The following is an 11,731-nucleotide window of genomic DNA, read 5'->3' as shown; positions in this document are numbered from 1 at the left end:
GCTTCAGCGACAAACTGCTGCTGGAGCGCGACCCCTTCCTCTTGATCGAGGCCAGCATCATCGCCGCCTACGCCGTCGGCGCCGGGCGCGGCTACATCTACCTGCGCCAGGAATATCCGCAAGCCCGCGCGGTGCTGGCGGCGGCGCTGCGCCGCGGCGGCGCACCCGATCCGCAGCGACCCGGCAGGCTCGCCGCCGCGGCGCTGGCGGCCCTGGCCACGGGCGACCTGGACGCCGCGATCGAGTGGCACCGCGAGGCCGTGGTCGCGGCCGACGCCGGGGGGCTGCCAACGCAGGTCGGCACCGCGAGCATGGCCGCGGCCCAGGTGCACCTCGCGCGCGGCGCGTCGGTCGCCGCGGCCGACTCGGTCACCAGGGCGGTCGACGCGTTCGAGCGGGCCGCGTCGCCGATCCCGCTCGGCCACGCCCGACTGCTCGCGGGCCGGGTCGCCGCCGCCCGCGAGGACGTCGCGGCGAGCAGGCGGGAGCTGGCGCTGGCCAAGGAGCTGTTCTCCGCGCACGGCGCGCACTGGCTGGTCGTGCAGGCGACAGCCGGGCAGTGCGGGCTCGGCGCCCGACTGCCCCGGCACCCGACCGACCACAATGGACTGTCCAATCGGGAGCGTGACATCGCGGGTCTGGTCAGCGAGGGGATGAGCAACCGGGGCATCGCCGAGCACCTGCACCTGTCGGTGCGCACCGTCGAGTGCCATGTCTCGCGCATCTTCACCAAGGTCGGGGTGACCTCGCGGACCGCGCTCGTCCGCCAGATCGGCAACGCCCAGCGAGTGTGACAACCCAAGCGACACCGGAGGAGCGGCAATGCGAGCACACAGCGAGACGACCACCGCGAGCGAGATCGGCGACGAGCCGTTCGCCAGGGAACTCGTCGCGGCGCAGTACGCGATGAACCAGCAGTTCCTCGACCGCGACCTGGAGGTCTTCCTGGCGAACTACCACCCCGACGCCACGTTCATCCTGTTCGACGGCTCGATCTACCCGACGCCCGCCTCGATTCGGGAGTACTACACGGGTCTGTTCGCCGACCGGCGCTGGACCGCCACGTTCACCGTGGCGAAGCTGACGATCAGCGGCCAGCACAGCGCGGTGGTGATCGAGGACGCGACGATGGCCATGGCCGCCCTCGACTACCACCTGCACTACCTCGGCGGGTTGACCTGGGTTCGCGAGGACGGGCGGTGGCAGGTGCTGCTCGACCACCTCACCACGATCTCCGAGTCGACCGGCCGCGTCCGCCGGCGCAGGCCCGCGGTCACACCCGCGCCGGGCGAGTCCGCGGGCTCAGCCACGTGAGCATCCTGGCCCGCAGTTCCGGTCCGCCGCCGGAGCCGGAGACGACCGAGAAGAACTGCTCGGTGAGCACCGGGTCCGCGCCGATGTCCCGCAGCATCCTGGCCTGGTGGCCGGGCGGCTTGAGCCGCGACACCCGCAGCGTGTACTTGTAGTCCTCGATCATCGACCGGTAGTTCCGCCGGGCGTAGTCGGCCAGCGCGGCGCGCAGCCGCGGCTCGTCGTCGAGGTGCCCGGCGACGCCGTCGACCAGCAGCGTCGCCGAGCAGAACGCGTTGGTGATGCCGCGGGCGGTGATCGAGTCCAGGTGGTGCGCCGCGTCGCCGACCAGCGCCCACCCCGGGCCCGCGGCCTCCCGGAAGAAGTTGCGCTGGTCCCCGGTTCCGTACAGCCGGTCGAGCGGCCCGGCCGCCGCCATGCGCGCGGACAGCTCCGGTGCCAGCGCCCGGACGCCTGCCAGGTAGGTGTTCATCGCGTCCGTGCGGACCTGCCCGAACCTCGACTGCGGGAAGTACGCGGCCACCCCGGTCGCCCCGTCGCTGGTCGGCATCACCCCGACCGAGCCGCCGTGTCCCTCGTACACCTCGAACCGGTCCGACAGCGCGGGCCAGTAGGTGTAGTAGACGCAGGTCCGGCGCGGATGCTCGACCAGCGTCCGCGCGCCGACCTTGGCGGCCACGGTGGAGCGCATGCCGTCGGCGCCGACCACCAGCCGCGCGTGCTCGGTGCCGCGTCCGGTCAGTCGGACCCCGGTGACCCGGTCGCCGTCGGACAGCACCTCGGCCACGGCGCAGCCCTCGCGGAACTCCACCCCGGCGGCGACCGCGGCGTCGATCAGCACCGAGTCCAGCCGGATGCGGCGGGGCGCGTACGCGGCGGTCACCCCGTCGACCGGGCTCGGCCGACCGATCACCCGGACATCGCCCACCTGGTAGGCGATCTCGTACACGGGCGGGCAGCCGGTCGCCGTGACCTCGGCCAGCACCCCCCACCTGGCGAGCTGGGCCACCCCCGGCTGCTGGATGTACAAAGTGGACAGTGTGTCCCGGGGGAAGGTGACCCGGTCCACCAGCAGCACCCGGTGCCCGGCGCGGGCGAACAGCAGCGCGGTCGTGCTGCCCGCGCACCGCGCCCCCACCACGATGACGTCGTATCCGGCGGTCACGACACCCCCCGCAGGACCGCGACCGCGATCGCGCCGTCCGGGTCGGCCGCCAGCACCACGCCCGCGTCGCCCGCGCCCCAGTGCCGCGACCTGGCCCGGCAGGCCAGGTCGGCCAACTGGAGCGCGGCGTGGGCGCTGAAGCAGTCGCCGAAGGTGTCCGCGTCGGTCTCCGGCTCCACCACCAGCACGGCGGCGACGCCCGCGCGCTGGGCGTCGTCCACCTCGGCCACACCGGTCAGCCGCAGCGCGACCGTGCGGACCGCCGACGGCTCGACGCCCGCGCGGTCCAGGGCGTCGCGCACCGCCTTGGCGCAGCCGGCGCCGGTCACGTCGCGGGCCACGGTCAGGGCCGAGCCGAACGCGGCCACCGGAGCGCGCCCCGCCGCGGCGGCCACGTCGGCCCGCTCCAGGACGAGCACGGCGGCGCCCTCGCCGAGCACCGCGTCCGGTCGCAGCGCCGCCGCCCACCACGCCGCGGGTGCCGTGCACTCCTCGGCCGCCCCGATCAGGATCGTGTCGGCGTGGTGGGCGTGCAGGGTCACCGCGGCGTGCCGCAGCGCCGCGATCCCGGCCAGCGGGCCCGCGGCCACCGTCGAGTTCGCCCCGCGCAGGCCGTGCCGGATGGCCACCGCCCCGGCCGCGGTGTTGATCACCGAGTTGGGGAAGGTGGCGGCGTTGACCAGGTACGGGCGCTCCTCGGCGAAGGTGTCCCAGCCGAACTCGACGGTGCCGGTCAGGCTGCCGCACGTGGTCCCGAGGGTGACACCGATGCCGTCGCGGGTCTCGTCGGTGACCGTGATGCCCGCGTCGGCGAGTGCCGAATCGCACGCGGCGAGCGCGAGCAGGGTGGTGCGGCTGTTGAACCTGGCGGTCTTGCGGCCGAGCCGCGCCACCGGGTCGAACCCTTGGGCCACAAAGGAAACCGGCCTCGGTAGCGGCCGGTCGTCGACGCAGGCCGCCGCGGTGGGCGCGACCACGCCGACGCCGGTGATGACCAGGCCGGTCCGCGCACGATCAGTCATCGCATCTCCCGAACAGCACGATCGCGTTGTTGCCGCCGAAGGCGAACCCGTTGTTCTGGGCCACGTCGACCACCGCGGCCCGGGACTCGTTCGGCACCGGGTCGATCCCGGCGAGGTCCGGGTCGGGGTGGGTGTGGTTGATCGTCGGCGGCAGGAAGTCGTGGGTGATGCTCAGTACGCACGCGGCGGCGCCGAAGCCGCTGGCCGCGCCCATGGTGTGGCCGAGCATCGACTTGATCGAACTCATCGGCGGCGGCCGGTCGCCGAAGACCGCGCGGACCGCGTTGCTCTCCACCAGGTCGTTGGTCCGGGTGCCGGTGCCGTGCGCGCAGATGTAGTCCACCTGGTCGGGACTCACCCCCGAGCGCTTGTGCGCGGCCCGGATGCACCGGGCGATGCTGTCGCGATCCGGGGCGACGGGATGACTCGCGTCGCAGGTCATCGCGTAGCCGAGCACCTCGGCGTAGATCCGCGCGCCGCGGGCGCGGGCGCCGTCGACGGTCTCCAGGACAAGCCCGATGCCGCCCTCGGCGGTGATGATGCCGGAGCGCTGTTCGTCGAACGGGCTGCATCGGTCCGCGGCGAGGGCGCCGAGGCGGTGGAAGCCCGCGTGGGTGAACCTGGAGACCGAGTCGGCGCCGCCCGCGATCGCCACGTCCACCTCGCCGGAGACGATCAGGTCGAACGCGTGCCCGATGGCGTAGTTGCCCGCCGCGCACGCCGTGGCGATGGTGACCGCCTCACCGCCGACCCCCAACTCCTGGGCCGCCGCGATGGCCAGCCGCGACGCGGGGACCTTCGCGGCCAGCGCCCGGTCCGGCACGCCGTACCCGTCCTCGAACCACGACCTGGTCAGGTCCACGATCGGCACCGCCTCACCGGAGGTGGTGCCGACCACGACGGCGGTGCGTGCCGGCGGGTCGAGGTCGGCGTCGGCCACTGCCAGCCGGGCGGCACTCGCCGCGAACAGCGCGGAGCGGCCCCAGTCCGCGGCCCGCAGCCTGCGCAGGATCCGCTCCGGCCGGAAGTCGCGCACCTCCCCCGCCACGCCCCGCTCGAACCCGGTCGTGTCGAAGCTGGTGATCGGCCCGATGCCGCCGCGGCCCGCGCGCAGCGCGTCGGTGAAGGCGGCGCGGCCGATGCCGACCCCGGAGACCGGCCCGATCCCGGTGATCCCCACCCGGCGCGACACCGCCGTCACCAGCCCGCGTATTCGGCGACCAGCTCGTAGGTGGCGCGCAGGTTCACCAGTCTGGGCAGCTCGGTGTCGGGAATCGGGACGCCGTAACGCTTTTCCAACTGCACGAGAAGCTGGATGACCAGCAGCGAGTCCGCCTCGACGTCCTCGATGAACGACTCGGCACCCACCACCTCCTCAACGCTGACCGAGAACAGGTCCGCGGCGAGTTCCGCGATCTCGGCGAGCCGGTCCGTCGACACTGCGACTGCTTCCATGACTGTCAGATCCTCTCGGTAGGGCGGGTCACAGGGTGAGCCCGCCGTCGACCTGCAACACGGCCCCGGTGATGTAGGCCGCCTGATCGGAGACGAGGAACGAGACCGCGTCCGCGACGTTCTCCGCCGCGCCGAACCGGCCGAGCGCGATGGCCCGCTCGGCCTTGTCCCGCGCCGAGTCGCGCATGCCCGTGAGCATGTCGGTGTCGATGAAGCCGGGCGCCACCACGTTGGCCCGCACGCCGAACCGGCCGACCTCCTTGGCCAGCGACCGGATCAGACCGTGCGCGCCCGCCTTGGACGCCGCGTAGTTGGCCTGGCCGACGTTGCCCGCGATGCCGGACACCGAGGACACGGTCACCAGGACCCCCTCGCCGCGCCGGATCAGGCCGGACGTCGTCGCCCGGCACAGGTGGAACAGGCCGTCGAGGTTGGTGCGCAGCACCGCGTCCCAGTCGGCCACGTCCATCACGGCCAGCGGGCGGTCCCGCGTGATGCCCGCACAGGCCACCACGGCGTACGGCGGGCCCAGCCGGTCCTCGACACGGGCCACGAACTCGCCGACCGCGACGTAGTCGGCGACGTCGACCCGCTCGTAGTGGCACCGCCTGCCGTGCGACTCGATCTCCGCGGCCGTCTCCTTGGCGGCGATCTCGTTGCGGTGGAAGCAGAAACCCACGTCGAAGCCATCCGCGGCCAGCCGCACGGCAATGGCGCGACCGATCCCACGCGAGCCACTCACGATCGCGCACCCGGCCTCCCGGCGACCTGAGGGTGTCATGTGGACTCCTGGGTGGCGGTTGCTACGCAGATGACGAGGTCTGCTTGGTGGGAAAGGGAAAGTTCGATGGCGGTGATGCTTGCGGCTGCCGCTGTGGTTGCGGCGCCCGCGCGCAGCGTGACCGACGGCGAGCCCCACCGGTCGCCGGTGATCTCGATGTCGCGCCAGCACAGGCCCTGCCCGAAACCACGGCCGATGGCCTTGGCCGTCGCCTCCTTGGCGCAGAACCGGCCCGCGAGCCGCTCGGTGGACCGCCGCGGCGAAAGACCACGCGCCTCGGCCAGTTCCGCCTCGGTGAACAGCCACGTCAGACACCGCTCGTGCCTGGCGACGCGGGCGAACCGGGAAATGCTCAGCAGGTCGACTCCCACTCTCATCCGATGACCTCCGCGGCTCTGGACTGGATTCGGGCCCGCAACTCGGCCCGCCGTTGGGGAAGTTCCGCCACGCTGGCGCGGAAGTCGTCGACGGTCTGCACCCACGCGCTCTGCGTGCGGAACTCGCCGACGGTGTAGCCGTCGTACGGGCAGGTGACCTGGCGGCTCGCGGTGAGCTGGCCGCGCGAGTTCAACATCGTGTTGTGCTCGAAGACCCGGTTGACCACGACCCGCATGTTCAGCTCGTTGTGCAGGTACTCCCGGGCGGTGATGACGGCCGGTGTCCCGAAACCCCCGCGATACCGCTCCACTAGGACAATCGAGAACTGACAGGTCTGACTGCGCCAGTCGATGTCGGTCATCCAGACGAATCCGATGACCTCGCCAGTGCCGCGGCAGACGCAGAACAGCCGCAAACTCGCCTGCCGGTGCGCGATCGCGGCGTGCTGCCGGGCGACGATCTCGCCGTGGTCGGTGAGCAGCGGCCAGTCGCCGATGTTCTCCAGGCAGTGCGGTTCACGCAGCAGGGCGGTCCGCAGCGGCACGTCGGCCGGGGTGAAGTGCCGGATGGTCAGCCCGCGCATCGGCCCTCCACGGCTCGGTGAAAGACGTACTCGTCGTGGTAGCGGCCACCGCGGTAGACGTGGTCGGCCAGCGTGCCGATCCGGGTGAATCCGCACTCGGTCAGCACCGCGGCCCGCGCGTCGGTGGTGTGCGCGATGAACGACGTGCACCGCAGGTGCCGGTGCAGGAACTCGACGAACGCGGCCAGCGGCGCCGGATCGTCGGTGGTGCAGGCCACCACCGCCTGGCGCGGGTTGTCCGGGTTCAGCACGCACCCGAGCACGGCGGTGCCCGCGCCGAACACCCGCGCCTGGCGCTCGGTCAGTTCGCGGGCCAGCAGGTCGTCGTTCTGGGTCACCGGGTCCAGGCCGAGGAAACCGCGCGCCCGCGCGGCGCCGAGCGCTTCGGCCGCCTCGGGCGCGGTGAGCACGCGAAACCCGGTCATCGGTCCACCACCGTCCACATGGCACGGTCGAGCGGTCGGCCGTCGAACCAGATCCCTTGCGGGATGACGACCTCCGGGGTGAATCCGGCGGCGGCCAGCGCGGACGTCGGCGGGTCGAGCGCCGGGGTGACCCAGGCGGTGACGCGGTGCAGGTGCAGCACCGAGAACGCGTGCGACACCGCGAGCCGCGCCAGCGCGGGCACGTGCTCGACCGCGCCCGGCCGCACCCCGATCTCCACCCGCGCTCTGCGGTGCACCCCGTCCACCTCGGCGACGCGGCCGACCGCGACCCCGGGCCCCCCGTACCGCGCGGCGCCGGGCTCCGGCGCCTCGACCGTGTGCCAGGGGGCCAGCGCGGGCCAGCCTGCCAACGGCATGGCCAGCCCCTCACCGGGCAGCCAGGGCCCGGTGAGCAGGTGGCGGTGCTCGGCCCGGTATCCGGCGAGCCGCGGCCCGGCCCCGGTCAGCGCGACCGCGGTCATGACCACACCGGCCAGAGCTGGGCGAAACAGGCCGGGCCGGTGCGACCGCCGACGCCTGCCACCACCCCGGGCAGCGTGCCCTCGTCGGTGAGGTCGAGCGCGCGGGCCGCGGCCAGGCCGCGCTCGTCGGTCTCGTCGACCTGCAGGCTCAGCCGGACCACTTCGGTGCGCCAGCGCAGCGCGCGGACGATCTCCCGGTACGCGGCCACCCACCACGCCTGGGGCGCGTGCGCCCGCAGCCGCAGGTGCAGCCGGTAGTGGCAGCCGTGGCGGTTGCCGACCGGATCGATCCCGTACAGGCCGACCAGTTCGCCGTCGGCGAACAGCAGCCGGGTGTCCGCGGCCAGCAGTTCGACCACCTCGGCCGCGGACAGCAGGTGCGGCAGCTCGGTTCGGAAGCGGAAGTCCGCTTCGGTGAACAGATCCAGCACGCGCGACAGGTCGGTGGGGACATAGCTTCGGGACGACCACCGGGTTTCCATCATGATCCCGCCGCACTCGGTTGACGTTGCCTGTCGCGGGCCGACAGCGCGTACCAGACGATCGGCGGGGCGGTGATCGCGCTGATCGCCGCGGCCACCGCGATCGTGCGGTAGAGCGCCGTGACATCGCCGGTCGCGGCGACCGCCCAGGCGCCGATCGCGACGATCAAGGCGAAGTACCCGATGGTCGCGCCCAGCGCGATCGGGCCGCGGCCGGTGTGTTCGAGCACCGTGGTCACCGCGAGCACCACCGCCGTGGCGCCGAAGGTCGGTCCCACCACGGCCAGGTACCGCGCGGCCTCCGCGACGATCTCCGGGTTCGCCGACAGCGGCTCGGCGAGGCGCCTGCCCGCGATGACGAGTGCCGCGGTGACGACCGCGTAGCAGCCGACCACCAGCACCACCCCGCGTCGGTAGGTGGCCATGGCCAGGGCGGCCTCGCCCGCCGCGCGCTGCTGGTTCATCAGCACCGCGATGGCCGAGCCGAACCCGATCCCCGGCACGATCACGGCGGTCTGCAACAGGTAGCCCGAAGCGAAGCCCGCGACGGCGTACTCGCCGTCCGAGGCGACGATCCGCAGCATCACCGTGTTCACCACGAACAACACCAGGTAGGACCCGCCGACCGGCAGCCCGATCACCCGGACCAGCGTGAGCATGTCGGGCCGCCACGGCGCCCACCGGCCGACAATTCCCTTGCGGTGCAACATAACCAGCCCGATCACCAGGTTGGCCGCACCGGCGACCGCGAGCCCGACCGGAACCGCGGACAGTCCTGTTCGGACACCGAACCCGAGCGCGGCGACCACCGCGATGTTGATCGCGGCGAAGATCGAGGTGAGCACGATGGCGGCCGAGCCGACACCCATGCCGCGCAGCGTGGCCGCGCACAGCTCCCCCGCCAGCGCGAACAGCCCGGCGGCCGCCATGGCCAGCACGAACAGCGCGAGTTCCACCCGGTGCTCCGGCGTCACCCCGAGCACCGGCCCGCTCGCCGCGGCGACCAGCAGGGCGCCGACCGCCGCGTAGGCGAGCAGCCCGATCCGCGCGAGGCTGCCGAGGTTGCCCGCGATCGCGTCCCGGTCGCCCCGGCCGACGCAGCGGGCGGTGGCGACCTGCGTCGTCGCGCCGAGACCGACCTGGACCGCCAGGAACAGGAACGCGGCGGGCATGTACACCGACCGCAGGTAGAGCGCGTCGTCGCCGATTCGGCCGACCATGCCGATCACGACGAGCTGCGCGCCGAGGCCGATCACGTTGGAGACCGCGAACGGCGCGGCGAGGCCGACCATCCTCCGCATCTGGTTGCTCACCGCGCACCTCCCGGCCGCAGCGCACAGGTGTAGAGCCGCCGGGTGTCTGGATCGAAGTCGGCCACCACCACCGGTTCGGTGATCGGCCACCGGTCGGCGAGCGTCGCCCAGGCGCTGGTGACGCCGAGCCGCGGCCGCGGCAAGTGCACCCGGGGCGCGCGGAGCAGCGGCGACCCGGCGAGCGCGTCGGACAGCCCGGCACCGACCAGGAACCGGGTGCCCGGCGCGGCGGCGAGCACGGCGGCCGGGCCGGCCACCACGGTCTCGGTGATCGACTCCACGCACAACCCGCCGGTTGTACCCACCTGGAGCAGCACCGCGCAGTCGTCCAGGTTCGGGGTGTCCAGCAGCAGCGCGCGGTCCAGGGCGAACACGGCGCCCGCGGTCAGCTCGCCGAGGCGGCACATGGCGTCGGCCATCCGCAGCGCGGTGAAGGTGGCCCCGGTGCCCTGCTCGGAGACGGAGTACGAGACAGGGTCACCGGGGCAGGCGTGCGCGAGGTAGCACCCGGCGACCTCGGGGACGTGCAGGTCCGGTTCGGCGTAGGCGAGCACCACCAGGTCCAGCGGCTCGGCGAGGTCGGCGACCAGCGCCGCGGTCATGCCGCGGAAGCTGTTGCCGTTGCGCGCGAACTCGCCCCGCGCCAGGTCGTTCAGGATCCGCGCGTGGGCAGGCGGGACGACGTGCCCGGGGCGCTCGGCGAAGACCCGCGCGCCCACCCGGCTCAGGTGGAGCTCGCCCGTCGCGGTGGTCATCGCGCGGCCGCGGTCGCCGCGGACAGCCCGGCCTCGATGAACGAGACCACGCCGCCGACCGTGCGGAACAACTCCGGGTCGAGGTCGTCGAGGTCGGTTTCGAGGCCGGTGGTGTCCTCGATCGCCATCAGCAGTTCGATGGCACTGGTCGAGTCGAGACCGAGGTCCTCGAACAGCCGGGCGTCCTCGGTGATCTCGGCGATGTCCTCTTCGAGCACCTCGGACAGGGAGATCCTGACGTACTCGACGATCTGGGCACGGTCCATCAGAAACCTCTCAGGAGGATTGTCGCCTTCAGGCGATTGCGGAATTGAGCCGCCCGAATAAGAGACAGGGGCCGACGGTCTCTGGCGCAAGGCCACGGAGGACCCGTCGTGAGGCGGTCGTTCAAGTTCCTGCTGCGTCCCACCAGCAAGCAAGTCAATGCGCTCACCGAGATGCTGCGGATCACCGCGCGTTGTACAACGGGGCGTTGCAGGAACGTCGGGACGCCTATCAGCACCTGTCGATGACCACCGTCCGCTACGGCGACCAGTCCGCTCAGTTGAAGGACATTAGAAGGTCCGATCCGGGCCAGGGTCAGTGGTCGTTCTCCTCGCAGCAGGCGACGCTGCGCCGCCTGGACAAGGCGATGCAGGCGTTCTTCCGGCGTGTGAAGGCCGGGGACAAACCGGGGTATCCCCGGTTTCGGGGCGCGAACCGGTTCGACACCGTCGAGTTCCCCAAAGACGGCGACGGTGTCCGATGAAACTCCACACCACACGGCCCTGCCACCCGGGTTCGGTTGCTGGGGATCGGGCATGTCCGGGTGCACCGGCACCGCCCGGTCATTGGCACCATTAAGACCGTTTCGGTGAAACGGGAAGGTGATCGCTGGTACGTGATCCTCTCCTGCGACCACGTGCCCGCGCAGCCGCTTCCCGTCACGGGCAAGTCGGCCGGGATCGACGTGGGAATCGCCCATTTCCTGACCACCAGCGACGGTAGGCACATCTCCAACCCGCGCCACGCCCGCAACGCGACGGAGCGTCTCATCCGGGCTCAGCAGGCATTGTCCCGCTGCAAGCGCCATTCCCGCCGCAGGAAGAAGGCCGCTAGGAACATCGCTGCTCTGGACGGCACGATCCGTCGTAGGCGGCTTGACCATGCCCACAAGACCGCAGTCAGTCTGATTCGCGAGTTCGACGTGATCGCGCATGAGAATCTGCACATCGCAACCATGGTTCGCGCCCCAAAACCGAAACCCGACCCTGCACGGCCAAACTGCTTCATGCCCAACGGGGCGGCGGCCAGAGCCGGGCTCAACCGCAGCATCTACGACGCGGGATGGGGGGTGTTCCTGGGCATCCTCACGCACAAGGCTGAAAGCGCCGGTCGCGTACTGATCCCTGTGGACCCCCGCAACACCTCCCGCACCTGCCCCGACTGCGGGCACGTGTCCGCACACAACCGCCCCACTCAAGCCGACTTCATCTGTGTCGCATGCGGATACACCGCCAACGCCGACGTCGTCGGCGCACTCAACATCGCATACAGGGCCGGGCTGGTCCTGCGTGAAACCGTTCCGGCGGCTTAGCGA

Annotated in this window: 17 protein-coding genes; 4 read left to right on the top strand and 13 right to left on the bottom strand. The window is 72.1% G+C overall.

The window, feature by feature from the left end:
• Both ACT4N7_RS08590 and ACT4N7_RS08585 read left to right on the top strand, forming a co-directional pair.
• Positions 1–794 (top strand): LuxR C-terminal-related transcriptional regulator (locus ACT4N7_RS08590; protein ID WP_444828080.1); only part of this gene is annotated, 794 nt, incomplete at its 5' end.
• A gap of 28 nt (positions 795–822) precedes the next feature.
• Positions 823–1,314 carry a YybH family protein gene (locus ACT4N7_RS08585; RefSeq protein ID WP_444828079.1) on the top strand — a complete coding sequence of 164 codons (492 nt, stop codon included), beginning with the start codon at positions 823–825 and terminating at the stop codon, positions 1,312–1,314.
• On the opposite strand, the gene ACT4N7_RS08580 is transcribed toward ACT4N7_RS08585, so the two are convergent.
• The 13 genes from ACT4N7_RS08580 to ACT4N7_RS08520 are packed head-to-tail and all read right to left on the bottom strand — an operon-like array spanning position 1,274 to position 10,418.
• Positions 1,274–2,476 carry an NAD(P)/FAD-dependent oxidoreductase gene (locus ACT4N7_RS08580; protein WP_444828078.1) on the bottom strand — a complete coding sequence of 401 codons (1,203 nt, stop codon included), beginning with the start codon at positions 2,474–2,476 and terminating at the stop codon, positions 1,274–1,276. The genes ACT4N7_RS08585 and ACT4N7_RS08580 overlap by 41 nt on opposite strands.
• Entirely contained in the window at positions 2,473–3,498 is a 1,026-nt protein-coding gene (locus ACT4N7_RS08575; RefSeq protein ID WP_444828077.1) for a beta-ketoacyl synthase N-terminal-like domain-containing protein, read from the bottom strand. The genes ACT4N7_RS08580 and ACT4N7_RS08575 overlap by 4 nt, the downstream gene beginning before the upstream one ends.
• Complete coding sequence (locus tag ACT4N7_RS08570) at positions 3,491–4,690, bottom strand: beta-ketoacyl-[acyl-carrier-protein] synthase family protein (protein ID WP_444828076.1); 1,200 nt, start codon at positions 4,688–4,690, stop codon at positions 3,491–3,493. The genes ACT4N7_RS08575 and ACT4N7_RS08570 overlap by 8 nt, the downstream gene beginning before the upstream one ends.
• A gap of 5 nt (positions 4,691–4,695) precedes the next feature.
• A complete protein-coding gene (locus ACT4N7_RS08565) occupies positions 4,696–4,953 on the bottom strand; it encodes an acyl carrier protein (protein WP_444828075.1) in 258 nt (85 codons plus the stop codon).
• Between the two features lie 28 nt (positions 4,954–4,981).
• On the bottom strand, positions 4,982–5,695 hold the full coding sequence (gene fabG, locus ACT4N7_RS08560; RefSeq protein ID WP_444828074.1) for a 3-oxoacyl-ACP reductase FabG: 714 nt from the start codon (positions 5,693–5,695) through the stop codon (positions 4,982–4,984).
• 35 nt (positions 5,696–5,730) lie between these two features.
• Positions 5,731–6,111 carry a holo-ACP synthase gene (gene acpS, locus ACT4N7_RS08555; RefSeq protein WP_444828073.1) on the bottom strand — a complete coding sequence of 127 codons (381 nt, stop codon included), beginning with the start codon at positions 6,109–6,111 and terminating at the stop codon, positions 5,731–5,733.
• Positions 6,108–6,695, bottom strand: coding sequence for a GNAT family N-acetyltransferase (locus tag ACT4N7_RS08550; protein ID WP_444828072.1), 588 nt, complete (start codon positions 6,693–6,695; stop codon positions 6,108–6,110). Before ACT4N7_RS08550 ends, acpS begins: the two co-directional genes overlap by 4 nt.
• A complete protein-coding gene (locus ACT4N7_RS08545; RefSeq protein ID WP_444828071.1) occupies positions 6,683–7,120 on the bottom strand; it encodes a GNAT family N-acetyltransferase in 438 nt (145 codons plus the stop codon). The genes ACT4N7_RS08550 and ACT4N7_RS08545 overlap by 13 nt, the downstream gene beginning before the upstream one ends.
• Positions 7,117–7,602 (bottom strand): GNAT family N-acetyltransferase, encoded by a 486-nt coding sequence (locus ACT4N7_RS08540; RefSeq protein WP_444828070.1) that lies wholly within the window; start codon positions 7,600–7,602, stop codon positions 7,117–7,119. The genes ACT4N7_RS08545 and ACT4N7_RS08540 overlap by 4 nt, the downstream gene beginning before the upstream one ends.
• Positions 7,599–8,087: a hypothetical protein gene (locus ACT4N7_RS08535; RefSeq protein ID WP_444828069.1), complete on the bottom strand. Its 489-nt coding sequence runs from the start codon at positions 8,085–8,087 to the stop codon at positions 7,599–7,601. The genes ACT4N7_RS08540 and ACT4N7_RS08535 overlap by 4 nt, the downstream gene beginning before the upstream one ends.
• Entirely contained in the window at positions 8,084–9,397 is a 1,314-nt protein-coding gene (locus tag ACT4N7_RS08530) for an MATE family efflux transporter (protein WP_444828068.1), read from the bottom strand. The genes ACT4N7_RS08535 and ACT4N7_RS08530 overlap by 4 nt, the downstream gene beginning before the upstream one ends.
• The gene (locus tag ACT4N7_RS08525; protein ID WP_444828067.1) at positions 9,394–10,152 is read right to left on the bottom strand and encodes a hypothetical protein; all 759 of its coding nucleotides are present in this window, start codon (positions 10,150–10,152) and stop codon (positions 9,394–9,396) included. Before ACT4N7_RS08525 ends, ACT4N7_RS08530 begins: the two co-directional genes overlap by 4 nt.
• Positions 10,149–10,418 (bottom strand): acyl carrier protein, encoded by a 270-nt coding sequence (locus tag ACT4N7_RS08520; RefSeq protein WP_444828066.1) that lies wholly within the window; start codon positions 10,416–10,418, stop codon positions 10,149–10,151. The genes ACT4N7_RS08525 and ACT4N7_RS08520 overlap by 4 nt, the downstream gene beginning before the upstream one ends.
• A gap of 206 nt (positions 10,419–10,624) precedes the next feature.
• Between ACT4N7_RS08520 and ACT4N7_RS08515 the strand changes: the two genes are divergently transcribed.
• Both ACT4N7_RS08515 and ACT4N7_RS08510 read left to right on the top strand, forming a co-directional pair.
• Complete coding sequence (locus tag ACT4N7_RS08515) at positions 10,625–10,900, top strand: hypothetical protein (protein ID WP_444828065.1); 276 nt, start codon at positions 10,625–10,627, stop codon at positions 10,898–10,900.
• A gap of 36 nt (positions 10,901–10,936) precedes the next feature.
• A complete protein-coding gene (locus ACT4N7_RS08510) occupies positions 10,937–11,728 on the top strand; it encodes an RNA-guided endonuclease InsQ/TnpB family protein (RefSeq protein WP_444828064.1) in 792 nt (263 codons plus the stop codon).
• The last annotated feature ends 3 nt before the right edge of the window (positions 11,729–11,731 follow it).

Origin of the sequence: Actinokineospora sp. (genome assembly GCF_052390155.1) — a bacterium.
Classification (GTDB): domain Bacteria; phylum Actinomycetota; class Actinomycetes; order Mycobacteriales; family Pseudonocardiaceae; genus Actinokineospora.
This window is presented reverse-complemented; position numbering and strand designations above follow the sequence as displayed.

Coding starts and splice junctions, on each gene's coding strand:
- ACT4N7_RS08585 (WP_444828079.1), top strand. CDS start 823: ATGCGAGCACACAGCGAGACGACCACCGCGAGCGAGATCGGCGACGAG.
- ACT4N7_RS08575 (WP_444828077.1), bottom strand. CDS start 3,498: ATGACTGATCGTGCGCGGACCGGCCTGGTCATCACCGGCGTCGGCGTG.
- ACT4N7_RS08565 (WP_444828075.1), bottom strand. CDS start 4,953: ATGGAAGCAGTCGCAGTGTCGACGGACCGGCTCGCCGAGATCGCGGAA.
- acpS (WP_444828073.1), bottom strand. CDS start 6,111: ATGAGAGTGGGAGTCGACCTGCTGAGCATTTCCCGGTTCGCCCGCGTC.
- ACT4N7_RS08550 (WP_444828072.1), bottom strand. CDS start 6,695: ATGCGCGGGCTGACCATCCGGCACTTCACCCCGGCCGACGTGCCGCTG.
- ACT4N7_RS08545 (WP_444828071.1), bottom strand. CDS start 7,120: ATGACCGGGTTTCGCGTGCTCACCGCGCCCGAGGCGGCCGAAGCGCTC.
- ACT4N7_RS08540 (WP_444828070.1), bottom strand. CDS start 7,602: ATGACCGCGGTCGCGCTGACCGGGGCCGGGCCGCGGCTCGCCGGATAC.
- ACT4N7_RS08535 (WP_444828069.1), bottom strand. CDS start 8,087: ATGATGGAAACCCGGTGGTCGTCCCGAAGCTATGTCCCCACCGACCTG.
- ACT4N7_RS08525 (WP_444828067.1), bottom strand. CDS start 10,152: ATGACCACCGCGACGGGCGAGCTCCACCTGAGCCGGGTGGGCGCGCGG.
- ACT4N7_RS08520 (WP_444828066.1), bottom strand. CDS start 10,418: ATGGACCGTGCCCAGATCGTCGAGTACGTCAGGATCTCCCTGTCCGAG.